At 67.7% G+C, this 24,499-nt stretch carries 35 protein-coding genes and 1 tRNA gene; 10 read left to right on the plus strand and 26 right to left on the minus strand.

Going from position 1 to position 24,499, the window contains the following annotated elements; all coding sequences use genetic code 11:
* Positions 1–141: 141 nt before the first annotated feature.
* A complete protein-coding gene (locus ACQP2T_RS13425; RefSeq protein ID WP_433516473.1) occupies positions 142–930 on the minus strand; it encodes a DUF6338 family protein in 789 nt (262 codons plus the stop codon).
* A 47-nt stretch (positions 931–977) separates the two neighbouring features.
* On the opposite strand from ACQP2T_RS13425, the gene ACQP2T_RS13430 reads away from it, so the two are divergent.
* Positions 978–1,544: a hypothetical protein gene (locus ACQP2T_RS13430; protein WP_433516474.1), complete on the plus strand. Its 567-nt coding sequence runs from the start codon at positions 978–980 to the stop codon at positions 1,542–1,544.
* A gap of 72 nt (positions 1,545–1,616) precedes the next feature.
* On the opposite strand, the gene ACQP2T_RS13435 is transcribed toward ACQP2T_RS13430, so the two are convergent.
* The 20 genes from ACQP2T_RS13435 to ACQP2T_RS13530 all read right to left on the minus strand — a co-directional run bounded on the left by ACQP2T_RS13435 (position 1,617) and on the right by ACQP2T_RS13530 (position 13,943).
* Positions 1,617–2,438 (minus strand): hypothetical protein, encoded by an 822-nt coding sequence (locus tag ACQP2T_RS13435; RefSeq protein WP_433516475.1) that lies wholly within the window; start codon positions 2,436–2,438, stop codon positions 1,617–1,619.
* Between the two features lie 2 nt (positions 2,439–2,440).
* Positions 2,441–3,340, minus strand: a complete 900-nt coding sequence (locus ACQP2T_RS13440) for a DNA-processing protein DprA (RefSeq protein ID WP_433516476.1) — start codon at positions 3,338–3,340, stop codon at positions 2,441–2,443.
* A 204-nt stretch (positions 3,341–3,544) separates the two neighbouring features.
* On the minus strand, positions 3,545–3,871 hold the full coding sequence (locus tag ACQP2T_RS13445) for a WhiB family transcriptional regulator (protein ID WP_433516477.1): 327 nt from the start codon (positions 3,869–3,871) through the stop codon (positions 3,545–3,547).
* A complete protein-coding gene (locus tag ACQP2T_RS13450; protein WP_433516478.1) occupies positions 3,864–4,016 on the minus strand; it encodes a hypothetical protein in 153 nt (50 codons plus the stop codon). Before ACQP2T_RS13450 ends, ACQP2T_RS13445 begins: the two co-directional genes overlap by 8 nt.
* Positions 4,017–4,126: 110 nt before the next feature.
* The gene (locus ACQP2T_RS13455; protein ID WP_433516479.1) at positions 4,127–4,741 is read right to left on the minus strand and encodes an NUDIX domain-containing protein; all 615 of its coding nucleotides are present in this window, start codon (positions 4,739–4,741) and stop codon (positions 4,127–4,129) included.
* A gap of 60 nt (positions 4,742–4,801) precedes the next feature.
* Positions 4,802–5,971 carry a DUF2637 domain-containing protein gene (locus ACQP2T_RS13460; protein ID WP_433516480.1) on the minus strand — a complete coding sequence of 390 codons (1,170 nt, stop codon included), beginning with the start codon at positions 5,969–5,971 and terminating at the stop codon, positions 4,802–4,804.
* Positions 5,972–6,002: 31 nt separating this feature from the next.
* On the minus strand, positions 6,003–6,506 hold the full coding sequence (locus ACQP2T_RS13465; protein ID WP_433516481.1) for a hypothetical protein: 504 nt from the start codon (positions 6,504–6,506) through the stop codon (positions 6,003–6,005).
* A gap of 177 nt (positions 6,507–6,683) precedes the next feature.
* A complete protein-coding gene (locus ACQP2T_RS13470; protein ID WP_433516482.1) occupies positions 6,684–8,834 on the minus strand; it encodes a hypothetical protein in 2,151 nt (716 codons plus the stop codon).
* A gap of 31 nt (positions 8,835–8,865) precedes the next feature.
* The gene (locus ACQP2T_RS13475; RefSeq protein ID WP_433516483.1) at positions 8,866–10,098 is read right to left on the minus strand and encodes a hypothetical protein; all 1,233 of its coding nucleotides are present in this window, start codon (positions 10,096–10,098) and stop codon (positions 8,866–8,868) included.
* Positions 10,088–10,342 (minus strand): hypothetical protein, encoded by a 255-nt coding sequence (locus ACQP2T_RS13480; protein ID WP_433516484.1) that lies wholly within the window; start codon positions 10,340–10,342, stop codon positions 10,088–10,090. Before ACQP2T_RS13480 ends, ACQP2T_RS13475 begins: the two co-directional genes overlap by 11 nt.
* Positions 10,342–10,815 (minus strand): hypothetical protein, encoded by a 474-nt coding sequence (locus ACQP2T_RS13485; protein ID WP_433516485.1) that lies wholly within the window; start codon positions 10,813–10,815, stop codon positions 10,342–10,344. Before ACQP2T_RS13485 ends, ACQP2T_RS13480 begins: the two co-directional genes overlap by 1 nt.
* Positions 10,815–11,060, minus strand: a complete 246-nt coding sequence (locus ACQP2T_RS13490; RefSeq protein ID WP_433516486.1) for a hypothetical protein — start codon at positions 11,058–11,060, stop codon at positions 10,815–10,817. The genes ACQP2T_RS13485 and ACQP2T_RS13490 overlap by 1 nt, the downstream gene beginning before the upstream one ends.
* Entirely contained in the window at positions 11,060–11,227 is a 168-nt protein-coding gene (locus ACQP2T_RS13495; protein WP_433516487.1) for a hypothetical protein, read from the minus strand. Before ACQP2T_RS13495 ends, ACQP2T_RS13490 begins: the two co-directional genes overlap by 1 nt.
* Complete coding sequence (locus ACQP2T_RS13500) at positions 11,227–11,709, minus strand: transcriptional regulator (RefSeq protein WP_433516488.1); 483 nt, start codon at positions 11,707–11,709, stop codon at positions 11,227–11,229. The genes ACQP2T_RS13495 and ACQP2T_RS13500 overlap by 1 nt, the downstream gene beginning before the upstream one ends.
* Positions 11,706–12,413, minus strand: coding sequence for a hypothetical protein (locus ACQP2T_RS13505; RefSeq protein ID WP_433516489.1), 708 nt, complete (start codon positions 12,411–12,413; stop codon positions 11,706–11,708). Before ACQP2T_RS13505 ends, ACQP2T_RS13500 begins: the two co-directional genes overlap by 4 nt.
* A complete protein-coding gene (locus ACQP2T_RS13510) occupies positions 12,410–12,631 on the minus strand; it encodes a hypothetical protein (protein WP_433516490.1) in 222 nt (73 codons plus the stop codon). Before ACQP2T_RS13510 ends, ACQP2T_RS13505 begins: the two co-directional genes overlap by 4 nt.
* Positions 12,628–12,807: a hypothetical protein gene (locus tag ACQP2T_RS13515; protein WP_433516491.1), complete on the minus strand. Its 180-nt coding sequence runs from the start codon at positions 12,805–12,807 to the stop codon at positions 12,628–12,630. The genes ACQP2T_RS13510 and ACQP2T_RS13515 overlap by 4 nt, the downstream gene beginning before the upstream one ends.
* Positions 12,804–13,253, minus strand: a complete 450-nt coding sequence (locus ACQP2T_RS13520) for an SsgA family sporulation/cell division regulator (protein WP_433516492.1) — start codon at positions 13,251–13,253, stop codon at positions 12,804–12,806. The genes ACQP2T_RS13515 and ACQP2T_RS13520 overlap by 4 nt, the downstream gene beginning before the upstream one ends.
* Positions 13,250–13,561 carry a hypothetical protein gene (locus ACQP2T_RS13525; RefSeq protein ID WP_433516493.1) on the minus strand — a complete coding sequence of 104 codons (312 nt, stop codon included), beginning with the start codon at positions 13,559–13,561 and terminating at the stop codon, positions 13,250–13,252. The genes ACQP2T_RS13520 and ACQP2T_RS13525 overlap by 4 nt, the downstream gene beginning before the upstream one ends.
* 106 nt (positions 13,562–13,667) lie before the next feature.
* Positions 13,668–13,943 (minus strand): helix-turn-helix transcriptional regulator, encoded by a 276-nt coding sequence (locus ACQP2T_RS13530; RefSeq protein ID WP_433516494.1) that lies wholly within the window; start codon positions 13,941–13,943, stop codon positions 13,668–13,670.
* Between the two features lie 200 nt (positions 13,944–14,143).
* On the opposite strand from ACQP2T_RS13530, the gene ACQP2T_RS13535 reads away from it, so the two are divergent.
* Positions 14,144–14,362 carry a hypothetical protein gene (locus ACQP2T_RS13535; RefSeq protein ID WP_433519767.1) on the plus strand — a complete coding sequence of 73 codons (219 nt, stop codon included), beginning with the start codon at positions 14,144–14,146 and terminating at the stop codon, positions 14,360–14,362.
* Between the two features lie 121 nt (positions 14,363–14,483).
* Positions 14,484–15,773: a helix-turn-helix domain-containing protein gene (locus ACQP2T_RS13540; RefSeq protein ID WP_433516495.1), complete on the plus strand. Its 1,290-nt coding sequence runs from the start codon at positions 14,484–14,486 to the stop codon at positions 15,771–15,773.
* On the opposite strand, the gene ACQP2T_RS13545 is transcribed toward ACQP2T_RS13540, so the two are convergent.
* Both ACQP2T_RS13545 and ACQP2T_RS13550 read right to left on the minus strand, forming a co-directional pair.
* The gene (locus tag ACQP2T_RS13545; protein ID WP_433516496.1) at positions 15,766–16,785 is read right to left on the minus strand and encodes an NAD-dependent epimerase/dehydratase family protein; all 1,020 of its coding nucleotides are present in this window, start codon (positions 16,783–16,785) and stop codon (positions 15,766–15,768) included. The two genes, ACQP2T_RS13540 and ACQP2T_RS13545, sit on opposite strands and share 8 nt — an antisense overlap.
* A 105-nt stretch (positions 16,786–16,890) precedes the next feature.
* Positions 16,891–17,877: an alpha/beta fold hydrolase gene (locus ACQP2T_RS13550; RefSeq protein ID WP_433516497.1), complete on the minus strand. Its 987-nt coding sequence runs from the start codon at positions 17,875–17,877 to the stop codon at positions 16,891–16,893.
* Between the two features lie 118 nt (positions 17,878–17,995).
* Between ACQP2T_RS13550 and ACQP2T_RS13555 the strand changes: the two genes are divergently transcribed.
* Positions 17,996–18,385, plus strand: coding sequence for a hypothetical protein (locus ACQP2T_RS13555; RefSeq protein ID WP_433516498.1), 390 nt, complete (start codon positions 17,996–17,998; stop codon positions 18,383–18,385).
* Positions 18,386–18,469: 84 nt separating this feature from the next.
* Here the strand turns inward: ACQP2T_RS13555 and ACQP2T_RS13560 are convergent, their stop codons facing one another.
* Positions 18,470–18,829, minus strand: coding sequence for a hypothetical protein (locus ACQP2T_RS13560; RefSeq protein ID WP_433516499.1), 360 nt, complete (start codon positions 18,827–18,829; stop codon positions 18,470–18,472).
* 1,019 nt (positions 18,830–19,848) lie between these two features.
* Here ACQP2T_RS13560 and ACQP2T_RS13565 point away from each other — a divergent pair.
* From ACQP2T_RS13565 to ACQP2T_RS13575, 3 genes are all read left to right on the plus strand, one after another.
* Positions 19,849–20,499: a hypothetical protein gene (locus tag ACQP2T_RS13565; protein WP_433516500.1), complete on the plus strand. Its 651-nt coding sequence runs from the start codon at positions 19,849–19,851 to the stop codon at positions 20,497–20,499.
* 240 nt (positions 20,500–20,739) lie between these two features.
* Positions 20,740–21,045 (plus strand): hypothetical protein, encoded by a 306-nt coding sequence (locus ACQP2T_RS13570; RefSeq protein WP_433516501.1) that lies wholly within the window; start codon positions 20,740–20,742, stop codon positions 21,043–21,045.
* Positions 21,046–21,124: 79 nt separating this feature from the next.
* Entirely contained in the window at positions 21,125–21,502 is a 378-nt protein-coding gene (locus ACQP2T_RS13575) for a hypothetical protein (RefSeq protein ID WP_433516502.1), read from the plus strand.
* A 170-nt stretch (positions 21,503–21,672) separates the two neighbouring features.
* Here ACQP2T_RS13575 and ACQP2T_RS13580 read toward each other — a convergent pair whose 3' ends face one another.
* Positions 21,673–22,242: a hypothetical protein gene (locus ACQP2T_RS13580; RefSeq protein ID WP_433516503.1), complete on the minus strand. Its 570-nt coding sequence runs from the start codon at positions 22,240–22,242 to the stop codon at positions 21,673–21,675.
* 256 nt (positions 22,243–22,498) lie between these two features.
* On the opposite strand from ACQP2T_RS13580, the gene ACQP2T_RS13585 reads away from it, so the two are divergent.
* From ACQP2T_RS13585 to ACQP2T_RS13595, 3 genes are all read left to right on the plus strand, one after another.
* Positions 22,499–22,580: transfer RNA gene (locus ACQP2T_RS13585), tRNA-Ser, on the plus strand.
* Positions 22,581–22,925: 345 nt separating this feature from the next.
* Positions 22,926–23,210 carry a hypothetical protein gene (locus ACQP2T_RS13590; protein WP_433520026.1) on the plus strand — a complete coding sequence of 95 codons (285 nt, stop codon included), beginning with the start codon at positions 22,926–22,928 and terminating at the stop codon, positions 23,208–23,210.
* Entirely contained in the window at positions 23,207–24,202 is a 996-nt protein-coding gene (locus tag ACQP2T_RS13595) for a hypothetical protein (protein ID WP_433516504.1), read from the plus strand. Before ACQP2T_RS13590 ends, ACQP2T_RS13595 begins: the two co-directional genes overlap by 4 nt.
* Positions 24,203–24,219: 17 nt before the next feature.
* Here the strand turns inward: ACQP2T_RS13595 and ACQP2T_RS13600 are convergent, their stop codons facing one another.
* Positions 24,220–24,447: a hypothetical protein gene (locus ACQP2T_RS13600; RefSeq protein ID WP_433516505.1), complete on the minus strand. Its 228-nt coding sequence runs from the start codon at positions 24,445–24,447 to the stop codon at positions 24,220–24,222.
* Positions 24,448–24,499 lie beyond the last annotated feature (52 nt).

Raw genomic sequence — 24,499 nt, forward strand, 5'->3', positions numbered from 1 at the left:
CGTGGCCGATCTGGATAGGAGATCGAGCATGTCCGATGCGACCCGCCGCAAGTCCGCGCACGAAGCCCCAGCACCCCAGGTTGAGCGTCCGGCTCCCGTGCCCAAGGTGACCACCCCGCCGCCGCCTGAGGTGAAGGAAGGTTATCCGCTGCCGGTGGCCTGGCCAGCGCCCACGCCCGCCGCGCCGCCCGGATCGCTGATCGTCGAGCCCGCTCCGGCGCCCTCGCCTGCCCCAGCGCCGACGTCGACGGAGGGTTCATCCCCCGCCGCCACAGACGGGGGCGGGAGTTCGTAGCAGACCTGGATAGCCCGCACAGACCGTGCCGACAGGCACACGGCATGTCCAGCCAGTTCCTGCTTGCCGCCTGTCTCGTCCCAGCGGATCAGTGGTGCCACGAGGATCAGGTCGCGGTCTGTGACGTCGCCGCTGAGCTGGTTAAACCAGGCGAGAGTACCTTCGAACTGGGAGCCGTCGTCCAGGAAACAACACACCCGGGCAGAGGGCAGCTCGCCGCAGGCGGCCGCCATCTGCCGGGGCCGGTCTGCGAAGAGCTGGAACCACGCCGACTGAGCAGACGGGTGGGGCCTGGCCGCCGCCCACCTGCCGATGAGGGCAGCCAGGAGGGTTGCCGCAGCAAGCAAGGCGATCCCCCACCAGGTCAGCGAAACCCAGTGCACGCTGGCGTACCTGCTGCCCTCACGCACGAGTCGGCCCACATCTGGCGTGGCCGCTGGCACCACCGCGCGGAAGGCAAAGAACAGGGCGAGAACGGTCAGCTCGGCCAGCACACTGCCGAACACCACCAGCGCGGTCTCCCTGAAGGTCGACGGCCGCCGATGCGGCGCCTTGCGCTCCCAGACCAACACGTAGACGAAGCCGGGCAGCAGCAAGACCACGAACAGCAGCAGGGCGGGCACTGAGGTCGGCATGTCGCCTACGGTAGCGGCGGCTTACCGACCTACGGGAACCCGGCATCATGCTCAACCCGCGCTGCTTCTTGACGACCGCCCGCGCTCTCGGGAGGCTGCCTCTTATGGCCATTGATCGGTGCGTTACGGAATGGCGCTCGTGGGCGGACACCGACGAGTGGACCGGGTCGGTGGAACGTGCCCGGGAGTTGGTGGAGCCGTACTGGAGGGACTTGTTCTCCGCTCACTGGATGGGGCCAGACGCGTTGGCAGCTACGATCGCGGGCGTGCTCGTGGTGAGCCGGCAGCGGGGTAAGTCTCCGCGCCACGGGAACGCCCGCGACGTGTGGGCTCTGTTCGACAGAATGCAGAACCCCTTGATACCGAACGACTCCCGCCCAAGCGCCTACGAAGTGCTGGGAACAGCGGTGACGGAGCTCGGGCAAACCCTGCAGCCTGCTACGGCCATGGCTCTCCAGCGCTTGTGGGAGACCGTACTGCTGGAGGACAACACGCCCACTCCAGATCAGTGGAAGAGCCTCGCGGAGGAGTCGTTTGTACGCTGCGGGCTGGCGGTAGACGATGTCGCAGGTCCGGTGCGCATAGCGCTGGAAAGGTCCATGGCTCAGACTTGACCGGAACGCAGGTCCCACCGACCAGCCCGCACCATACGCGGGCGCCACAGCCTACTGCGGCGCCCGCATGGCTCAGGCCGTCGTGGCGGCGACCCTGCCCAGGAAGTCATCGCGTTTGGCGCAGACACAGCAGCGGTCGAAGCTGAACGGCCGGTCGCGCGACTCCTGCCAGATTCTGGCGCTGTACGGATCCTTGGACTCGGGGTTGATCACCCGTGCGATGACGAGCGCCACCACCGCCCCAGCACCCTTCTCGATCAGCGCGGACGCGGCGCTCTGCACGTGGGCGCCGGACACGAACAGGTCATCCACCAGCAGCACCCGCGCGCCGGCCAGTCCGTCACCCCGAATGCGGAAGGCGTCCCGGTGCGACCAACGGTCGGCGAGGACCGGCGCGAGCTTGTCGTCGGCCTCCAGGAGGGGTCGGTGCAAGCGGGCAAGCGCGTCGACCCCGCCGACGACCTGCCACATGGTGTGGAAGGCCTCGAGAGGTCGCTCGTCGCGGGTACTCGGAATCGTGGTCACCAGCGTGAAGGGCCCGCCGGCCAACCCCTGCAGACAGTCGGCGTGCCGCTGGTAGAAGTGTGTCACCGTCGCGGTGAGAAAGTCTGACCGCTTTCGCCTGCCCGCGCTGCCGAAGGCATCTCTCTTGTAGACGACGACGTCGTACAGCTGTGTGTCCTTGGCGGTCAGCGAGATCGGCACCACGTGTTTAGTGTGCCCGTACAGGTTCTTCGTGGTGCGTTTGCAGCTCGCGCATGTGTCCCAGGGCCCGCCGGTGTCATCGGCATTGTTCGGGCCGGAGTGGCAGATCCGGCATACGCCCGGCTGCGCCGGTGGAACCGGGCGATACAGCGGCAGGAACTCGCGGGTGAACGCCTCAGCGTCACCCATGATCAGCAGGTGTTCGTTCGAGGGGTCATATCTATGAGATTGACTGCGTGCTTGGATAGGTCGTCAATGTCCTGGACGCCAGTCATGCCTCCCCGGAGACCCGCTCTGTCCACCCACGGCTGTTCCTGCTGGAGCCGCTGGGACACGAACACATACTTGCCGGTCTTCAGTGCCTCCTCGACGTGCCCTGAGGCGGGCCCGCCGTCAGTGCCGTCGACGGCGTACAGACAGTCGGCCAACCCGCAGGTCACGATGCGTGCCAGCGCGATGGTGCGGTCGGTGGGGGCGGTGCCGGGCCAGAACGGGGAGACGATCGCGCCGCGGTCGGCTATCTGCTTGGCCACACTGGCGTACTCGCCGAGCGTGGCCGGCTCCGCGATGCCGCCCGCAAGGACGGCCAGGGTACGGCCACCGGCGTCGAGCGCGGCCTGATGGATGGCCACGTCCAGGTCGGTGCGCAGCGGCGCGACGACGGTCAGCCCGGCCTCGGCCAGGGCCTGCGCCGCGGCGGTCGCGTGGGCGGCGTCGTGCTCGCCGACCACGGCGACCGCCCGATGGTCCCCGCCCTGGAAGCGGCCGCGGGTCCACAGGAACGGCTGGCGGTCGTAGGCCCAGATCGCGTTGCCGGGGTAGGTCTCATCCAGCACGGTGGTCAGATGGACGCTGTCGGCGCGCATGGCGGTGATGAGGTCGCGTGCCCAGGCGAGGTCACTGGGCTGGACGCGGGCGGCGATGGCGGCGGCGTGCGCCTGGTCGTCCTCGTCCCGGCTCGTGTAGCCGCCGTCGAGGAGTTTCAGGGCGCTGCCGGCGTCGAGGATGACGCGTGAGGTGTAGTGCCAGGGCTTGTCGTGGGTGGCCTTGGTGAGGGCGAGGACGGCGGATTGCTCGTCGATCGTGGTCATGGTCATCACCATCTCGAACGTGGTTTCGGTTGTGAACGTACGCGCCGACACCGACAAAGGCGGCAACGGGATGCGTGGTTCCAGGGGCCTATCGTGCCGAGGTTGGCCAGACGGCGCCCCGAGGTTGGCGCGAACCGGCTATGCCGTTTCGGGCTTTGACAGCCCGGCCGCGCAGGGGAGGCGACCGGGTGATATTGGGGCGAGTCAGACTGTGGCGCGCTTGAGGCGGCGGCGTTCCCGCTCGGTGAGGCCGCCCCACACGCCGAAGTGGATGTTGTTGCCGAGCGCGTACTCCAAGCACTGGGCGCGCACCTCGCACGCCCGGCACACCTGCTTGGCTGCTTTGGACGAGGCGCCTTTCTCCGGGAAGAACGCCTCAGGATCGGTCTGAGCGCACAGGCCGTCGGCCATCCAGTCGCCGAGCACGTTCAGCAGCACCGCCCCTTCAGGGGCATGGGCCGGCGAGGGGATGACGTGGAAGTACGTGCCGCCCGCACCGGCGTAGAGCGGCGGGGTGAGGATGTCAGGCATCGGCCACCGCTCGCCTGGTGGTGTGCGCGTGGAACTCGGTGTCGAGGTCGGCGGCTGGGATAGCGCGCCGGCAGTGGGCGCACCGGTAGATGATGGGGCCTTCGTCGAGCGGGGTGCTGCAGCGTGGGCAGCGTGATCGGGTCATGATGGAGATGCCTTTCGATCTCTTCGTTGGGGGTTGAGGGTGCGGGCGCGTACCGCTGTGGCCGGTCTTGGCGGATAGGTCCACGGTCTGGTGCGCGCCCGTCTGCTACATCAGCCGAGCAGGTCGTACAGCACCGCTTCGTGTGCGGCGAACACCTCTCCCTGGTAGGTCGCCTTCAGGTAGGCCACCAGGTCGGCGTAACCGTCAGCCCGCACCCATGCGGCCCGCGCGGCGTCATCCGCACCCACCGGGACCGGAAGGTCGGAGCGGCGCACGGTGCCCAGGTGGAGCCTGGCGGGCACGGTCACCATCCACGCCTCGTCGCTGGCGCGCGGGTCGGGCACGTACCGGGCCGGGAGCGCCTCCCACGCGCCCTCCAGGGCCAGGCACGTCTCCTCCTGCAGTTCGCGGATCGCCGCCGCCAGCGGCCCCTCGTCGTCGGGGTCGACCGTCCCGCCCGGGAACGCCCACCCGTGGCCGTCGCCCCGCTCGACCATGACGAGCCACCGGTGGCCGTCTTCGTCGAAGGCGGTGACGATGGCGTCGGCGCAGACCTGCTCGCCCCAGTGCCAGAGCTGCCCGCGGCCGTGCCGTACTCCGGTCGGGGCGTAGGGGTTGACGGGGCGGCCACCGATCACGTCGAACGGCACCACGGCGGCCGCCTGCCGGCTACCCCAGTCGATCAGGGTGGGGTCGTCCTCCGGGCGCGTGTAGGTGTCAGTCATGATCTTTCCTCCTGCGGTGAGTGCCCCCGTACGGCCACTCCGTACGGGGGCGTACGGGTGCTAGTTGGCCACTCGGAGAGGCGCCCGTACGGGCTCCGTACGGGGCGTCTCGTCGTCGTCCGTACGGGGCTCCGTGTCGCCGCCCGTACGGGTGTCGTACGGGTCCTCCGTCCGGGTGTCGCCGCCGTCCGCATGGAGCCCGTACGGGGCGGCCATACGGGGCGTGGCGGGCTTGTCAAGACGTGCGGTGGCGCGAGCTTCCTTGACGACCTTCTCGCACCACGACCGGCCGAAGCCGGCACGTGCCATCAGCGCGTCGTAGTCGGGCTTCCAGTCGTCGCCCAGTGCCCTGATCTCGCTGGCCAGCTCGTCCACCAGGTCGTCGCGGTCGACGGGCGCGGACTGCGTCTTGGCCAACGTCTTGGGCGGCTTGACGGTCGTTGCGGCGCTCGTGGCCGCCGGACGGCTGGTGTTACGGGTAGCCGTACGGGGCGTTTCCGGCCGCGCCTCATGCCCCGTACGGCCGTTCGTACGGGACTTGTCGATCTCTGTTGGACGCCCCTGCACAAGGCTGCCGCCGTCCGTACGAACGGGTTCCGTACGGGGCGGCTCGGGCGTGCGTACGGGGGCCGGGAGTTCCGTCCGTACGGGCTCGGGTACGGGCTCCCGTGCGGGCTCGGACGTCGGTACGGAGACCCTCGCCCCCGCCCGTACGGCCGCCTCCGTACGGGGGCTCGCGTCTACCTCCGGAGCATCCTTGGCTGTCTGCCGCCGGGAGCTCAACGTGTCACTGATCGCCTCAATCAGGAGGATCAAAAGGTGCAGGCTCAACGCGAGCGCGACGGCCGGGATTGCCGAAACGGCACCCTGCTGCCACCCCTCCAACGTCACATCGGTGCCAACCGACTGGGTGGCGTGCAGGGCGTTACAGGCGATCGAGATGGTCACGCCGGCCAGGACCACAAACCAGGCGTAGCCCGTCTTCCTGCCCAGCATCTTCAACACGAGCGCGGTCATCGTGCCCACCGTCATGGCACCGTCCACGCTGGTGGCCATCAGCCAGGACAGGCCTGCGTCGATGTGCGCGGCCTCGGACACCGCTGTGATCGCGGCGAAGGACAGCACGAACGCGCCGGCCACCACGGCCACCAGGGCGACGACCGCCACCGCGATCATCGTGGTTAGCTTGGCGTCCAGTCTCGGCGCTTCGGCACCGTGCGAGGTGTTCACGACAGTCTCCTCATATCGTTTTGAGCTGCGCTTATACGGTGATCTCGCCCGAGATGAACCGGCCCCGGTACGGCAACTGGCGGCCGGCGCGGACGTGCCGGTAGCAAGCGGCGTATGTCTCGGCCAGCTCCTCCGGCGCCCTGATGATGCGGTTGAGCGCGGCGGTCACCCGGCCGCGTGCCGGGCCGAGCACGTCGGCTGCGGCCTGGAGGGCGTGGAAGTAGGCGGCGTTCTCGGGGATGTTCGGCGTGTTGGCCCACTCGTATTGAATCTGGGCGATCACGCGGTTGATGTGCTGCAACTTGGCGAATAGGTCGCATTCCAGGTCGATGAGCGCGCCCACGAACTCGACGTCCTGCCGCCAAGCCGGGCCTCTCAGCCCCTCGTTCAGACCAAGGTTGATTGCGGCACCGACCACACACCGGTACGCGGCGGCGGCCAGGCCGGACGCGTGGCAGCGGGACATGATGAGCGCCGCGATGGCGGCCTCCTCGGACGTGTCGGCGGTGTCTATGGCGATCTGCAAGAGCGACATCAGGTTCCTCCTAGTGGTCGCGTTCGGTAGTTGCTGTGGGGGCGTCTATCCCTTCACGGATCCCTTCACGACCCCCTCGGATATCCCTTCATGAGGGCCGTGAAGGGGTGGGTATAGGGGCGACACCGTGAAGGGGTTGAAGGGATTGAAGGGATAGCGGCACTTCCAGCGAATCGGTTACGCAACGTGGTCACCCCTCCGGATCCAGCGGGTTGCCGGGCCGCTGCCGTGAGACTCCACAGCCCCTTCAGAACGGAGGTGATTCATGTACCGCCAAGCGGTCGCGCTGCTCACCCCGAGCGCGTTTTCAACATCGCGAGTGGCGATGCCGCCTTCACGATCAAGCAAGGTGATCAGCTTCCCCCGGACGTCCGCCGGCAGCGGCGAAGCGGCGGCCAGCTCCTCCTGCGCGGCCTGCTCGCGTTCGGCCTCGCGCATCTGCCGCGCCTTCTCCTGCCCCTCCGGGGTCAGGGCGGGCACCAGGAACAGGTGCTGCTTGCGGATCTCGTCGATAGTCGAGGACCGTTCGTCGGACGAGGTCACCTCAGGGGCCATGTCGTCGCGGCTCTCGCCCGCCGTATCGTCGTCTGCTTCCCGTTCGAGCGTCGCTGTGGCGGCCGAGCTCGGCGTCTGTCCTGCCTTGAGGGAGGCGTACGCCTCTCCGAGGTGAGCGATGGCGCTGCCCTCCAACGAGTTCGGCAGCCGACTCTCCACAACGCGGTCGATCTGCTGAAGACCCGTCTCCGCGGTCTTGCCTGCTGCGAGCGCGAAGGTCCGCCCAAGCCTGGCCCGGTCTTCGCTTTTGAGTAGCGTCGCGGCGACGCCAGCGTGCTGGCCGCCGTACTCGCCCATGTCCGGGACGGCAATGCCGATGCGGGCCAGGTCTCCGACGCTGACGCCCTTCAGTACGACGTAGTTGGTCATCTGCGTGGTGATGTTCGTGGTGCCTGCGGCGCCCTGCGTGTTGCGCTGGTCGGCCAGCAGCAGCACGACCGCCTCGGAACGGCCCTTGCTGGCGACGTAGGCGGCATCATCGACGATGCTCATGTCGATCGACCCGTCCTCGGTCCTGGCCGATGCGCTGAACTCGTCCATGACGAGCACGAGCATCGGCTGCCGGGCGGACGGGATGACGTTCGCCGAGTCGCGGTGCTGCGCGCCACGCCAGACGATCAGCTTGCGGGCCATCTTCAGCATGATCCGGGCTCGCTTGCGCTGATCCCTGCCGCACGCGGCCAGGTCGAGGGCGGGCGCCCACCGGCGCATCTCCTGCGCCTTGGACAGGTTGATCCCCCACACCACGCAGTTGAACGCGGCGGTCAGGCGTTCCAGGATGTCGTTCAGGGTGACGGACTTGCCGCCGCCATTGACGGCCAGGATGAGCGTCTGCTTGCCGCCGTCATCGTCATACAGGGTGATGGTCAGCGGTTCGCCCGTCTCCGGGTCCATGCCGATCGGCAGAGGCTCGCGTACATCGGCGACCTCCGGAAGCGTGATCTCACTGTCAGGGTCGAACAGGGGATGCGGTACGACGGTGGCCCACGGGTCGATCAGTTGCACCGAGATGAGCAACTGGCCGGCGGGCAGCCCCGCGTTGGTGACCCGAACGCGGGCGGTCGCAACGTCGAAGTCCTCCGCGATCCGCTCCGCCAAGCCCCTGGTGACGAACGAGGATGCTCGGCTGCCGGTGCCCTTGGTGTTGAGCAAGACCCGCTCACCGAGCCGGGTCGGCTCCGCCACGATGACCGCAGCGCCCTCCATGCCCCAGCCAGCGAAGTGCCTCTCCCAGGTGATGCGCGGCGTCTCCTCCGACACGACCTCGGGCTGCGGGGCCGACTGGTCGCCGTTGCCCTTCTTGGCGCGGCTGCGAGCCCACCGGTAGATGGCGTAGCCGAAGCTGAACGCGCCCACATAGATCCAGTTCGTCAGGTGGCCAGCGCCTACCTCGGCAACCGTGGCCAGCCACGAGCCGCAGGTGAGAGCCGCCAGCGTCACGCCGAGAGTGGACGGCATGCTCAACCGGTTCACTCCTGCCGCGTACGCGGTAATGCCTGCGGCGACCGTGGGCAGGCCGATCGCCCACCACGGCACGTCAAGGCCGTGGAGGAGCAGGCCGACCCCGTACATGGCGGCGCCGCCGAGCAGCGGCAGCCGCTCGGCGGGCGCGTCACGGAAGTAGTCGAAGGTGGCGACACACGCGGCCTTCAGGAACTCGGCGGTGCGGTCCCGCTCCTCCTCGGGAGCGTCGGGGATGTCGTCCGCGTTGGCCGTCAGCGCGTGGAGCTCATGCGGCTCCTCAGGGCACCGCTTGGCGTGACGGCCAGACATGGGCGACTCTCCTCTCTCAGCAGGGGATGGGTCAGACTGCGACGTCGCCGGTGAAGAACCGGCCGTTGTGCGGCATCACGGTCCCGTCAGCGACCATCCGCATGACCTCCTCGTAGATGACGACGAACCTTTTGTGGGCCAGCGCCATCTCCCGAGTCAGGTCCACGACCCGCTCGCCGAACTCGCCGAGACCGGCCACCGAGCGCGGGTCCAGGCCCAGGCTGTTGGTGCACGTCTCGAACAGCGCCTCGTAGGCGTCGGAGTAGCCGCACATGCCGGCGATCTCCATGCTCATGAAGTTGATGAGGTCGGCGTCGGACTCCGGGTTGAACTCGGCGACCCGGCCCGCCGTAGCCCTCCAGTCGATGGGCATCGGGATCTGCGGGGTCGGCTCCGCCGCTGCGGCGCCCTCGGTCGTGGCGTTGATGGTGTCGGTAGGTGCGGTCATGCTGTCCTCCTTGGTTGTGGTGCTGTTGGCTTCGGCGTCCGGGTCGGTCATGGTCTGGCCCGGAACTGCCTCGTCAGGGGGGTCGTTGGGCGCGCGGTAGAAGGTGATGCGGAAGCCGCACCTGCAAGGGGCGGTGCGCTCCTGTTCCGAGGCAGGGATGACGGTCCTGACGGCAGCGCCGCAGCGAGGGCAGTCGGTCCGCCCAAGGAGGGGCGGGTCGCCGCCGTCGCCCGGCTGCGGCGGGGAGGTCCCCACCGCCGCGTCCGCCTCGTCGACGGCGACGCGCAGCCATTTCTCGCCGTCCCACACGAGCTTGTGCTGGGGCTGGGTGTTGTCCGCCCCATCCGTGGCCGTCTCGGGGGCTGGATCCGCGTCGTCGTGGCGGCCCCATGACAGCAAGCGGGGTCGGCCACCCTTGCGGTCCTCCCAGCGGCGTGCGACCGCCGCGACGACGGCCCGTCCCCGCTGGAGCGCAGCCGCGGTCGCCTTGTCGGTGAGCTCGGCGGCTCGTTCGTCTCGGGTCTGCCGGGCTTCCGTGCGAGCCTCGCGAGCGTCCGCGCGCTTGCCTTTGAGCTCTGCCACCTTGGCCCTGCCGACATCCCCCGCCTTACCAGCGGCGGCGACGGTGCCGCGGCCGATCAGCTCGCCGGTCGCGGGCAGCAGTCGGGTGGCCTCGACGTTGCCGCCGGCCGCGTTGATAGCGCGCACCGCCCACGACGGCTTCGCCTTGTCCTCCTCGCTGCGGTTGGCCGCCCGGACCAAGGACAGGATCGCCAGGACGGCGAGGATCCCGACGAGGATGTGTTCAATCCGCATCGTGGCCGCCCTTCTCCGGGGGGTCGATGCACTCGACGGCCCCGGCCTTGCGCAGGTCGGAGAGCGCCATGTGCATCGTCCCGCCAGCGAGAATCAGGAAGACCACCAGGGCGAGCACGGGCACCGGCAGGCCGAGCGCCCAGTGGCTGATGGCGACGGCCACGGTCAGGAACAGCAGTTCCGGCGCGCTGGGGCGGTTCGCCCACACGGCGGAAGCCATCTGCCGGTTGCTGGGGCGCGTCATCAGATCGACCCCGTCATCTGCGTCCACGCCCACGCTGACAGAGCCTTAGGCCAGGAGAGCGACCCGCCGGCGGTGGCCCACAGCAGCGGGAACATGACGATCATGGCGTAGGTGGTGGGCTTCAACCCGTTGCCGTCGAACACGTCGATGCCTACCGCGAAGCCGAGCAGCACGGCGACGATGGTGGCGATAGCCCCGGAGCTGACAGCGCCGATGCTGAAGTCCATGCCGCGCAGCCAGTCTCCGAGGAACGTGGAGGCCAGGCCGACGCCGCCGAGGAACATCAGCGTGGAGATGATCCGGTACAGCACCGGGCCGGGGATACTGAGCTTCTTGCTCTTGCCCGATGCTGCGCCGCCGCCGGCGGGGACCGCGCCACCGCCAGTCCTCATCAGCTTCGCGCGCTTCTTGTAGAACAGGATGCCCAGCGCCAGGCTGAGCAGCCCGAACGCGATCGCGGGCGTGTCGCCCATCAGGAACCTCCAGGTGAGTCAGTGAGAGAGATGGTGGCCACGTACGTGGCGTTGCCGCCCTCGTCGAGCCACAGGTCGCCGTACAGCGCTTCCGAACCCGGATCGGCGCCAGCCTCTTCGATCAGTTCGTTCAGCCAGTCCGGGGCGAAGTCGCACGCCTCGTCGCCGTCGACGGCGATGAAGTAGCCGGAGTTGAGCTGCGCGTTGTCGGCGGCACGAAGCAGGTCCAAGCGGAACTCGGCCATCACGCACCTCCGGTCAGGAAGGCGGACAGGTGGTTAACGGTCTCCTGCATCGCGGCCAGTTCTTCGTTGACGAGAGCGAGCAGGTCCTCAGCCGCCGTGAGTCGCGCCCGCTCTTTGGCGAGGGCGTCCCTCTCCACGTCGAGCAGGGCGTTTTCGATGCCGGTCATCAGGCACCCGCCGCGATGATCAGCGAGGTGATGAACAGCCAGCCGACATGCCACGACTGGTCAAGGGCGTAGGCGCCTGTCCCTGTGGGGGCTATGGCCCGCTCGCCAAGCTCGTAGAAGTCGCCCTTGTGCAGCCGGTTGGCGAGCCTCTGCAGCGTGACCGTGACCTGGCGGTCCTTGTGGTAGGCCGACCTGTCCGCCCAGTAGTGGGTGGCGGCGTCCAGCAGCAGGCCCGCCATGAGTGTCCAGTTGTTGAACGGCAGCCCGGTCACGAACTGCAGCCCGAGCAGGGCGCCCATCTTGGTCACCGTCAGCGACAGGACGTGCATGAAGCACGCGAACCGCCCCTGCGGGCTGGGGTCGCCCTTGCCGCACGCCTGCTCGTGGGTTTGCATCCAGTGATCCCCCACCTGGTGGGCCGCGTACAGGGCGCAGAACACGGCAGGGAACGAGATGACAGCGGCGTAATGGATGGAGTTCACAGCCACACCGGCCCGGCATCGTCGGAATCGGCGGGGCTACTGCCGTTGGCACGGACGTACACGTCAGCCAGCCCGGCCTCGACGTCGGAACCATCGTCGAGCTTGCTGAGCAGGCTGTCCTGAGCAGAGGCGATCCTCGCGTCGAGGGCCTTACTGTGCCGACGCATCGTCCACCGACGGCGCCACTGCCACCACCGCACCCGGTCGATCACCTCTGCGACGTTGTCCAGGGCTTCGGTGACCGTCTCGGTGTGCTCGCGGATTGCTGCGGCGATGTCGATCGACCCGGCCACGGCGTTCTCGCCGCTTCCCTCGATGGCGGTATGCACGTCGCACACGTCGTTGCTGAGATCGGTCAGCGCGCCCTGCATCGTCTCGCTGGCGGCGGTCACGTGATCGGCGAGCCACTGCACCGCCCCGGGCAGGGCGGCCAGCGTGCGCAGCGATCCGGCGATGTCGGCCAGCTCGGCGCGAACCGCCAGCATCGCGTGGCCCTGGCCGACCAGCGCGTCCCGCACCGCGTCGATGCCGTTCTTGTAGTTGAAGAGCTTTTCGTCGTAGCTGTAACTCGGGCGTACGTCCGCGCCCTGGGCAGCCTTGAGCAGATCACTCGCCACATCGGCACGCATGGCAGCGTGGTTGGCGGAGATCGCTGCCGCGCCCTCGTTCTCCGCCGGGTATGCGAACGGGTCGGTCGTCGTCATCGGTGCTGTCCGATCTGCTGGGCGAGGTGGTCGGGGGTGTACCAGTGCGTCTGGCTGGGGTCGTCGCGCCAGCGCACGACGACCATGCCGGTCGCCGGCGAGTAGCCGACCACCTTGTACGGGTGGAGCTGCCGGTATCCGGCGGCGGCCACGGCGGCGATGATGAACAGCCAGGCGGCCAGCCCGACGACCGCGAGAACATCGTCGAGAGTGGTCATGCGACCGCCCCCGGCACTGCGGTCGGGTAGCCGTCGGCGACGGCACGGAACGCCGCCGCGGCGGAGAACTGCCAGGCTGCGTCGAAACCCTCAGCGCGCTCGATCAGGGACTCGCGGCTGGCGCCCGCGCCCTTCAACGATTCGGCCTGGCGGTAGGCGGCCTCGAAGGTCGTCACAGCGCCACCCCCGCCAGCCAGCGGTCCAGCTCGGCGTTCACCTGCGGGAGTTCGCTGCCGCACCGCACCAGTGCGCACGTCTCGGTGATGAAGTCCTCCAGCGGGGCCCGCTCGGTGTAGAACTCCTTGCCGTCGCGGGTCACCGGCAGGGTGAGCGAGGTGTACTCGCGGACCACGATGTGCGGCTCGACCCGCACCGCGCCGTCACCGGCTGGCTGGTCGAAGCCCTCGATGAGCAGTCCCCGCTCGAACACGACCTCGGTGACCTTGCCGGTGGTCGTGTGGTCAGGGACGAGCAGCGTGACCGCGAACGGGTCGCGCTTCCTATAGATCAGGAAGCAGCGGTATGGCCGCTCGTCGTTTCCCGAGGCATCCCACAGGAGGATCGACCTTCGGACGGTGCGCCTGGTCCACTGGTGGATGGCACGCCTGATCACAGCGATCATGCCGACACCGCCCCGGTCAGCGTGCCACGGGCGATGGCGACCTGAACGAGCATCGCCTTGGCCAACTCCTCGAACTCTTCGGACGTCAGCTCGGCGTCCGGGTCGTGGTGCAGTGTGTGCAGCGTGCCGCCGGAGGGCCCGTGGCTCATGGAGATGTGGCCGGGCATGCCCCACCGGCCGCCGGGGGTGGCGGCGGTGGGCCCGGTACAGATCCCCTCGGCGTGATCGTGCTCGACGCACCACGGCTTGCAGGGGAGCCGCTGGGCGGGGACGAGCAGCGTCCGACCGCTGTTGGCGGGCTGTGGCATGATGGAGGCGTTCCTTTCGTCCTCGACTCGGTTGAGGACACGCGGGCGGCCCGGATCTTGGCGGTGAGGGGCCGCCTTTCGCGTGTCAGGGGAGGTTCCGGCCATCTCAGGCCACCTCAAGGGGAGCATCGACTGCGGCGTCAACGTCGGCGGAGCCGTTCACAACGACGATCTCCCAGAGATCATCGAATGGGACGCCGTTAAACGCCTGGAGCAGAGCGGCAACGAACCGGCCGCTGGGGGCTTGGCGTCCGTTGAGGACCTTGTTCACGGTGCCCTGGTGGAAACCCATGCGGTCAGCAAGCTGCTGCTCCGTGGTGAGTCCGGCGATCGAGCGGTACTTCTCAAGCTGATCGTGACGCAGCCGCAGGGCGACTTTCACTGTTACCCTCCTCTGTACTGCGCTTATGCTTATGAGCGTAACGCTAACGTGCATACGCATAAGCGTCAAGCAGTTAATTGGTATGTGCATGAGTGCGCGCCTGATGCTTCAGCGCATACAGTTACCCCGTGAGTTGGTGGGAATATGTGCAACGTGTCAGCGGCGGGACGGCCCAGGCCGCCATCGGAGAGCGGATGAACATGAGCCAGTCCGCAGTGGGCCGGTGGAAGTCTGCATCACCGAAGCCTGAGACCGTCGCCGCCTTCGCGAGAGCGTTCGGTCGCCCGGTGCTGGAAGCATTCGTTGCCGCAGGATTCATGACCGAGGAGGAAGCTCGCCTAACCGAGGTCCCCGCCGATCTAGCGACAGTGGACAGCGACCTTCTACTCTCGGAGATCAGGCGGCGCCTTATGCGGTAACGCTGCAAGCTCATGCTTTCAGTGAACTGCTCAGAGTCGTACGCAGCCAGGCAACGGGCATGCAGATCCCACGCATCCGTGATGCACTGAACATGCAGACGATGTCGCCTTGGAGCGGACCGTGGAAGTCGACGTATGGACCGGCCGCACGGCCAGAGCACTACGGCACGCCATGCTCCTGACCCAGGAGGCGTTCGCCGAGCATCTCCACGTTGGAACGCGGACTGTCGCCGATTGGGAAACCACCAAGTTGGGCAGGGCTCTCTCGGCGCACGCGCACCAAGTCCTCTACGACACGCTGAATCGCGCACCGGTGCCGGCACGGAGTCGGTTTGCGGCGGTTCTCGAACAGGAGGGAACGTCCCTGCGCCGCTCAACCATCAGCGACAGCCCGCGAGAGGTGATTATGGCGGCAGCTCACGAATCGGCTGAAGACGCAGCATCGAGGGCGTCGTGCGGAGGCGAGAGCATCGCGGACCTTCACGATCGCACTGCCGCCGCTGCCCGAGCGTACTCCTCCAGGCCACCGCTCGACGTGTTCGTCGACACCAGAGCAGTGCGAGACCTCGCATGCTCTCTCACCGAATGCACCCGCCGCCCCTCGGACCTCGCAGACCTGTATGTGGTGCTGGGGGAGACGAATGCGCTGATGGGGTCCATCGCGTTCGACCTGGGAAACTGGCCTGCCGCTGCCACGCTTGCCCGCTCAGCCACCACGTACGCAGAGCTTGCCAGCCACAACTCACTGATGGCGTGGACGCTCGGGTTGCAGGGCACGCTGGCATTCTGGAGAGACGAGCCCCGCCGAGCTCTGGAATTCATAGCACGAGGTCTTGCGGTCGCCCCAAAGGGCGCGCCTCGCTACCGGCTCCAGCACATCAAGAGCCGTGCCCACGCCATCGAGGGAAACGCTGCGGCGGTTGAGGACGCCCTGGCTGCAGCGCAGGCGGACGCCAACGATAGACATGCCTACCCCGACGAACTGGACCGCGAGGTCAAGGGTGAGTTCACGTTCGATGACGCTCGCGCTTCGGCGTGTGCGGCTGCAGCCTGGCTGCACATGTACAACGGTGAGCAGGCGGCCATCCATGCCCGGCGCGCGCTCGACAGCTACGCCACCGTCCCTGAAAGCCGACGACCGTTTTCGCCCGTCGCCGGAGTGACAATCGACCTGGCTGCGGCCCACCTGCTCGCCAGGGAGTACGACGAGGCTGCGGGCGAACTCGAATCAGTATTCTCCCTCCCGCAAGAACTACGGAACGTGTCGCTGGCGGGGCGGATAGCCAAGATACGCGACATCCTTCATGCACCCGGCCTCGCGCGGCAGGCGCCGCGGCAGCTGACGACTCGCGTCATCGACTGGCTGAACGACACGGCCGCCAAACCTGACGCGGTCGACGGGGTCACGTGATGACCGTGGCCAAGACCTGGGCCTCGCGCTCTTTGCTTAGCCCGATCTCGCCGGAACGCTCGTTCACGATCTGACGCGATGCCAGAGTGGCCATCCACGCCCATGTGTCATGCACGGTGCTACGGAGGGGCCGACATACGAGTCCTGCCGCGTGAGCTCGAGCGGAGGAGACCTGCCACACCCCGGGGAAGGTGCGCCAGAGCGGGATCTCGGACCACTGGCGGACGCCGGCCCGCACCAGGTCATCGTCCGGCACCCAAACAAGTTCGGCCACGCTCTGCGTCGCCTCCTTGCAGTGGGAGAGTAGGCCGCCGAAGGTGTCGAAGTCGGTGGGGGCGGTCACGTTGAATGGGCCGGAGAGGTCATGCTCGATGGCGTGGAGCGCGAAGGTGGCAAGGTCACGAACATCCACCGGCTGGATCGTGCGGTCAGGGTCTCCAGGTGCGAGAACTCGCCCGCCCTCAGCGACACGACGCAGCCACCATGGGAGTCGGCCAACGTACTCGTTCGGGCCAAGCACCACGCCCGACCGGAGAAGAGTCGCCTGACTCTCCCCGAACGCCAACTGGACCGCAGCTTCGCACCCGGATTTCTGGTATCCGTACCGGGTGGGCCCGTCTTCCGTGTCCTGGCCGAAGCTCTCGTCTGCATCAGGAGGGCAATCCAACAGGGTTGAATCCTCATCGAGCGACTCCACCGGCCACGCGGCATAGACGCTCACGGTGGACATGAAGAGATACCGGCTGGCTCGGCCCCTCAGGGCCGTGGCCGTCCTGAGCACATTGCGCGGTACGTACCCCGAGGTATCGACGATGGCGTCCCAGGTGCCCGCCGCGGCGAGTTCTGCGAGGTCCGCGCTGCTGTAGCGATCTCCCCGGATCGTCTTCACTCCGGCCACGTCCGACCCGGACATACCGCGGTTGAACGTCATGACGGCCCAGCCCCGCGCCACGCTCTGAGACGCGATGGCGCGGCCGACGAAAGCAGTTCCACCAAGGATCAGAAGTCGCATCGAACCAGCGTGGCCGCAGCCTGATCAAAATTGCAAGCTCCCAGCGTGGTCAGCGCCGCAGGCGCGATCCTCGACGAGCGCAACCTGGAAGGACGCTGAGTTCGATCAGGCCCGCACACGCCGCACCATGTCCAAGATTGCCTCTACCACCAGCTCCGGCTGGTCGTGGTGGATGTAGTGGCCCGCATTCTCGACCACGACATGCTTGCTGTCGGTGGACAGAGCCGCAAGATCGGCCTGCAGCGGGTACCACGTTCTGAAGTGCTCCCGGTAGTACGCGATCTCCTTCTGGGTCGCGGTGTCTGGACCGGCCTCGCTGCACGTCAGCACTGTCACCGGGACGTCGCCGAGCGGACCCGTCCGGCAGCGAACCTGGGCACCGATCTGCGCCCGCAATGCGAGTTCCCACCACGACGCGCGGCGCTGCCGGTCACCGAGCTTCAGCGCGACACCTACGTCCGCATACTCCTGCGGATACCAGGACACGTCCAGGTCCGCGATGCCAAATTGGACAGCCAGGCGGCGCAGACCGTACCACCGCGCGCGGCGCAGCGACGCGTACCTGACCGTCCACCAGTGATAGCCGGGCAGTTTGTGCTGGCTCGGGTGGCTGGAGTCGATGAACACAGCTCCGGCCATCTCCTCCGGGTATGCGGCGGCGAAGAGCCGGATGATGAACCCGCCCATGGAGTGGCCGGCCAAGATGTACGGCGGGACGATGCCAGCCCGGTGGAGCGCGGTGTGTAGGTCGTCGGCCGCGCCCAGCTGGGCCATCGGCTTCCAGATGGGCTCGCTCCAGCCGAGTCCAGCCCGGTCAAAGATGACCGTCGTCGTCTCCTCGGACAGCTGCGGCAGGAGCGGGGCGAAGTCGAGGGACGGCTCCCCGAGAGCGGGGATGAGGACGACCGTCGGCGAGTCGGTTCCGGCCGTCCACAGGTGGATGCGTCGGCCACTGACGTCCACCATTTGGCCGGGCGGCGGGAAGCGGCGTCGGTCCCGCGCCGAACCCCAGGCCTGGTAGGTGGCGCTGGCAAGTCCGAGTGTGGCGGCAGTGATGGCGCCTGCGACGAGTGATCTCTTGAGGATGTGCACGACTTCCACCCAAGCAATCACGCCAGACAACGTCACGGCTCCGAGCAGTCACATCCGGCTACCGAGCCGCGCTCGACCGGGGGTTGCCGCCAGTGGGATCGTCGCTCACGCTGAAGGCATGGCGGCGTGGCTGGTGACCGAGGATCCGCAACAGTTCATCCGGGTCGACGCGATCGTAAACGTCAACCCGCTCCCAATCTTCAAGGATGACGACGAGCTCCAATGGAATCACGAGCCATGGAGGCGCTTCCGCGCCGCCGACCATGTCCAGATCATCGTGGGGACGCAGGCGGGCCAGCAGGTGCGGGTATTGTCGTGCCCCGGGTATGCCGCGGATGGTGCGATCGCGGAGTTACTGTATGTGCTGGCGGATCTGGCTGGTAAGTATGAGGCAGCGTCGCAGCCGATGTTCGTGTACGGGCCGCGCGGGTCGGATGCACGCTGGGACCGCGGAGTATGGACGGTCTCCGAGCAGATCCCGCGACCGGACTGGCCACCGCGCTGGTGAGACCGCGCACGGATTGGGGGACGGCCCGCTCGTCGGCCATGGTCCACAACATTCGCGCGGGCGGCAGGTGCTGGGGCACGTCCGTCAGGCCTGGCCCCCCGAACGATTCTTACCACGGGCGAGGGAGACCTGGGCGAGCCCGATCAGGCAGAGCTGCTCGAACTCGTCGGTGGTCAGCTCGGCGTCCGGGTCGTGGGCGAGCATGAATAGCGTGCCGCCGGCAGGGCCGTGACTCATGGAGATGTGGCCGGGTATGCCCCACCGGCCGCCAGGGGTGGCGACGGTGGGTCCGGTGCACACCCCCTCGGCGTGCTCGTGCTCGACGCACCACGGCTGACAGGCCAGCCGCTGAGCAGGAACCAGCGCCTCAAGACTCGCGGGCGAAGGTCCGAGCGAGGCACTACGCGTCTCAATGCCCTTCTCCCGGCCTTCGATACTCAGCATCAAGCACCTCATGACGTCGATGAGCGTCCGAAGTCTTGACGGGCTCATTGACATGACGCCGTCCCGAAGGCGCGCATGGCGAACGTGCCACACCCTGGGTCGGGATGCTGGCAAACCGTAAGGATAGGGGCTGCCAGGCGGGCCCTGACGGGCGCGATAGGTGCAGATAGGGCGTGGAAATGGCTCAGGAAAAGGCCAGGCCACGAAGCCTGGCTCGGGTGACCCATTTAACTTGACAAGATACCTTGACTCTCCAGTAGCGGACGCTGTCATGGTGTGGATAATAGCCGCTGACTGCGACAAACCGTCATAGGCGCGCCTTTCCGCACTCGGCGACCGGCCACGGCGCCGTCACGCCCCGGCGCAACAGGTTGGTGGCGAAGATGCGCCGCAGGATGCGCGCAGAGACGGCGGGTGCGCCGGGGCCATTATCGACCAGGTCCGCCTCGGCGCGCGCTCGTCGACCATATGGTCGACCACGCGCCTGGCGGCACGTCGGGGACGTCCAGGGCGACCAGCTCGGCGACGCACAGCCCTGGAGTAGAACAGCAGGCGTCTGATGGCGCGGGCGTGCCGGCGGGTCTCCACGACGCGCAGGAAGCGCTTCTACTCCTTGGGCGTCCGGGGGCCTTGGGGTGAGCTTCGGTGGGATATCGCGACGTCCGTGGGCCTGGCCCAGGCCGCGGCGGGTGAAGAGGTCGAGGGCGGTGCTGATCCGGAGCGAGAACTGCCAGATAGATCATTCTGGAGCCATCCATCAGATGCAATGCGTCACAGATCATCAGTCAGCAGTAATTAGACAGCAGCAAGACGGCAGATCAGAACCTGATCAATCAGAGATCATAGACCCAAGATCGACTAGAAACAGTGCTAAGGTATCGTCACTTCGCGACGATACGCGGGACCACCCTGGCCGCCCCGGCCGGGGTTTTTCATGCCTGTGACCAGCCCGGCCACCGCCTCCGCTACGTGCGGAGCAAGTTATAGGTTTGGGTTCCCCAAACTGTCGGGAGGGTCCCGTGTCCGACGCTGCACCACCGACACCCGCACGCCGCCGGCGGACCCGGCAACGCGGTCAGGGACGGCGCGTCAAGCGGGTCAACCTGCGCCTGTCCGACGCCGAACATGACGCTCTGGAGGCGATCGCCACCCGGCATGGGCAGACGCTGGCCGGGTACGTGAGCGCCGCCGCGCTGGCGGCCGTACGTGACGAGCTGCCCGCCGATGCTCGTGAGGCGTGCGTCCGGCTGTTCTCCATGGAGGCCGACCTGAGGCACCTGCGTGCCGTGCTCGGCGGGGAGCACGGCGACCTGTCCGACGACGTGGCCGACACGCTCTACGCCATGCGCGAGGCGCTGGAGGAGGCCGTCGACGAGTTCATCAACCTGTCCCGTAGGGCCCGCGGGCAGCGCGCAGCCCGGTCGATCAGCCGCCCCCGGCCCGCGCCGGAACCGCAACAGCAGGCCGCAGCCGCCGCACCGCGCACACCGTCGACGGCGGACGAATGGCGGAAGCAGCTCGCCCGGCTCGTCCGCGAACTGGAGCCCGGTGGGCCGCTCGCCCACCAGCACTGGCAGCACGGCAGGTTGTACGGCGCGCTCCTGGACGTCGTCGTCGCGCTCGGCAACGCCTACCCCGGAGGCATCGACCGGCTGCAGCCACGCCACTGAAACGCCCGCGTCGACCGGGCCCCGGCACGGCTGGATCTTGCCGGGCAAGATAGTAGATAAGACTGTCTTTATCTTTCGTCCGGGACGGAATCAATCGCTTGAATTCCCGCCGCGAGGCCTCGCTCGGCGTCAGAGTTCGCGCCCCTCCTGCTGCCTAGTGTCGGCAGCCGGGACGAGGGCACTGTGGGAATCTTCGGAAGATCGGGTGGGACCCACAACCACGAGCACATACTCAGCGTCATGAGTGAATCGAGGATCGTCATCCGGATAGTTGGCGTTGAGTCGTTGGAGATCGCCGTGAGCCTTCTCGCGGCTGCCGGCGCTCAACGGATCGGCCGCTCTCGCAGCTTCGCCGTCGAGGGACCAACCCTCACAGCTACTCAAGCAGAGGCGATCTACAGATTGGGCGACGAAGAGGGCGTGACCGTACACCCACCCACCGTTCCGTCCGCGTGGACGGTCACGGACGAGTACAGGGAGATTGCCGAAATGGAGTTCGGCGAGGCGGACCGATGGTGGGGCGCCAGCTTCAAGAATCCGGCTTGATCGTGACCGGGAGCGACTACATGGTCATGCATCACCGGCCCACCGATTCGGGCATTCAGCCCCTCGTTCAAGGAGAGTCGTGATCGAACCCACATGGGACATCATCGCGGCCTGCGACACCCGCATCGCTGCCCTCGACGTCCTCGTTCAGCGCGTGGCCAAGAGCGTGGCTGCCGACGAAAGCCGCTGGTGCGCCAATGCGTTCTTCAGCACGGCTGTCAAACCCTTCCTGCTTGAACTCGTGGGGAATGGGCGGGGCTATCCACCGGAGTGTGCAAACGACCCCACCAAGATGCGGGAGCCCATCGTCTGGGAGGAAGCCTTCGCCGCGCAGGATGATCGAATCCCAGCGACCACTCCCTTCGAGGAAATGCTCCGCACGTCCGAGGCGTACGACCTGGTGTACGACCGCTTGTACTTGCCGCTGCCGGGCTGTAGAGACTGCAGCTGCCTATGATCGGCCCGATACTTGGGCAATGGCATGGGAATGGGTCGCACCCGTCGCGACCTCACGTCGTACCTCGTAATATGAGCAGCACCCTCCGTCACCACTACTGGCCACGCGGTGTCGCTGCGGAGGTGCTCGCTTCCCGCGCCCGGCAGGGCGGGGTGTCTTCGCGCGTGCAGCTAGAGCAGGCTCTTGGCGTTCAACCAGGAGTTCCACGCGGCGATGACGTCGTCGGCGAGCTGAACAGCGTCGTACGGCTGTCCATCCGACGTGATGATCCATTCATGGGTAGCGGTTGCTTGCGCCTGACGCGCTTCGGCTTCTCTGCGTGCTCGCTTACGTTCGGCCGGGCCGGGGAACTCGACGCGTACCTCGAACGCGGGGAGGGTGATGGCAACGCTCTGGCTGGAGATGGTGGTGCTCGTATCGCCTGTCTCGGCACGGGACAGGGTGAAGTGCTTGGTGCCGTTGCACACGTCAGCGCACAGCGCGAGCACGGGCGTCGTCTTGATGTAGGTATTCTGCTGGTGCTTGAGGCCTGCTGCCTTGGCTGCCACTACTGGGTCGTCGGAGTTGTACAGCCAGTCGCGTAGGTGGAAGGCGTCCTGGAAGAAGTGGTAGAGGCGATCACGCGCCTCGTCGCTACCGATACTGGACGGGCCTGCGGCTTCGGCGAGTCGGGCTCGGCTGCGCAGCATGCGCTCGTAGTGGTCTCGCCATCCTTCGGATAACGGCATCATGGCCCCCATCGGTTGGTCTTTTCGACTGGCCTACGGTACATGCCGGTGCCCGCGCGACCGGGCCTGCTGCTGCCAAAAGGGCCCCGCAAGGTGGGCCGCCGCGCCGAATTCAGAACGGCCCGACCTCTTCACGTGAGCTCCGAGATGGGGGCGTCGGGGGAGACCGTAGGGGGACCGGCAGTCTCACACGACCCCGATTCAGGGCGGAAATCCCGACACGACCGACCGGAGAAGCGTCGCTCCGACCAGCGAAAACCTTGATCCCGCGACACATCCCGGCACCACGTGACACGCTTAACCACGGACTTCTAATCCGACGGTCGCAGGTTCGAATCCTGCAGGGCGCGCTTTGATCATGTTCTGACCTGCGATTATGCGTGGTCGGATGCGTTCTAGAATTTTCGTCTAGCGCTGCGTGCGCCAACCCCTGTGCCGCTTCAAATTCATCGCATAGGGCCGGAGCTGGGAGTCCTCCGGAGTGACTACGCGGCTCGGTGGTACTCGTTGATCAGCCCGTCGAGTATTTTGCGGCGTTCGATCCGGCCTTCCAACGGTACGACGGTTTGCCCATTGTGATCGGGTGGTCGCTGTGAGCGGGACTGGTGCGGATGCGCCCGCGCGGCGGCCGCACCGGCAAACGCGCGGTCATCTGCGAGGACCTCGAGCGTCACCGGCCTGACGCAGCCTTTCGGATGTCTGAACACCCGATCATTCTCAACGACGCGATGGCCGCTCTGGCCCGCTACGAACTAGCCCCGGCCGCCAACCAGAAATTGGAGACCCTCTCGGGCGGCCAGCAGGCCCGCCTGCAGATCCTGCTGCTGGCGCGACCTGGACCGAGAGCCGGGCCGCCGGAAAGCGGGCCATTGGCTCGTGAGGCGCACGCGGTCCGGGGATGGCGAGCCGTGGAGCCGTCACCCGGCTGGCTCGTTTCGTCTGACGCGCCCGGCGCACTATGGAGACAATTGCCAGCATGATCCTCAATGTGGCTCTCGCGCTGTCCCTCGTCGCCGGTCCAGGCCCGCACTGGGAGAAGACCCCCGCCGACAGCCTGGCCTTCCTGACGAAGGATCACAAGATCGAGGGCGATCTCGCCGTCGCCCTCGACTGGGAGAAGCGCCACGTCTGGCAGATGCTGCGCTGGAGCGGCCGGCGCTGGCGCGCCACGGCCACCCCGGCCGCCTTCGCCCGCGCCAAGACCGTCGAGATCAGCCGTTCCTGGGCGTTCGCCGGCACGGACGGCACGATCCATGCCTGGCGCATCTCTGGCAAGACCTGGACGGACCACCCAATCCGGGCGGCTGGCCGGTTGGCGGACGGAGTCGTGGCCGCCCAGGACGAGGTGTGGGTCGCGGGCGCGGGCAAGCGGGCCTGGCGCTGGGACGGCGCGACCTGGCGCCGCCAGGACACCCCTCGCCCCGTCGGCCGGCTCCTCGCGGCGGGCGGCGACGACGTCTGGGCGCTGAGCGCCGATCGCCGCACCCCCATGCGCTGGGACAGCGGCCAGTGGGTAAAGACGCCGCTGCCCAGTGTCACCCTGCCGCCAGCCCCCAAGGGCGGCGTCTCCGGAGCCTGCGGCACGAAGTGGACCGAACCCGCCGTGGAGATCACCGACTGGGCCGCCGACGCCACCGGCGGCGTCTGGGCTTCGGCCGAGGTCCGCTCGCACGTCGCCAAGTGCGCGGGTCACGTGTACAGCACGCTCAAGACCCTCGCCTTGCACTGGGACGGGGCGCAGTGGCAACGGCTGGACCTGCCGGTCAAGCCGGACCGGCTGGAGCACGTGGTCACCGACGCCTCGGGCGCGGTGTGGTTCGGCTCGGATCACCGGCCGGAGGTGGTGTACCGGGCGGGCGCATGGCAGCGGATCAAGGCGCCGCGCGGTTTCGACCTGCCGGACGCGATGGGCCCCACCGCCGACGGCCGCGGGATCTGGGTGTGGGCCGGTACCATCTACCGTCTGTCGTAGGCGGGCCTGCCACCGACTCACGTCCAGATCACCCGCGTGCCCTCCTCGAACGGGTCGCCGTCGCACACCGCCAGGTCGGTGACCTCTCCGGGGCGATCCCGCGCGGCGTTCCGGCGTCGGCCGGCCGCCGGGCGCCGGCGATCGCCAGGTACCGGTCCAGCTCGGCCGGGACGAACCGTGCGCCTGCCGAAGTTCCATCCATGCAGGTCAGAGGACGCCGCCGAGCCGGTCTCGTCGGCGTACATTCAGGTCGATGATTCGCTCTGGATCTGTGATCGGATCGGGGACTTCCGGCCC

Origin of the sequence: Nonomuraea sp. CA-143628 (genome assembly GCF_050942315.1) — a bacterium.
GTDB lineage: Bacteria > Actinomycetota > Actinomycetes > Streptosporangiales > Streptosporangiaceae > Nonomuraea.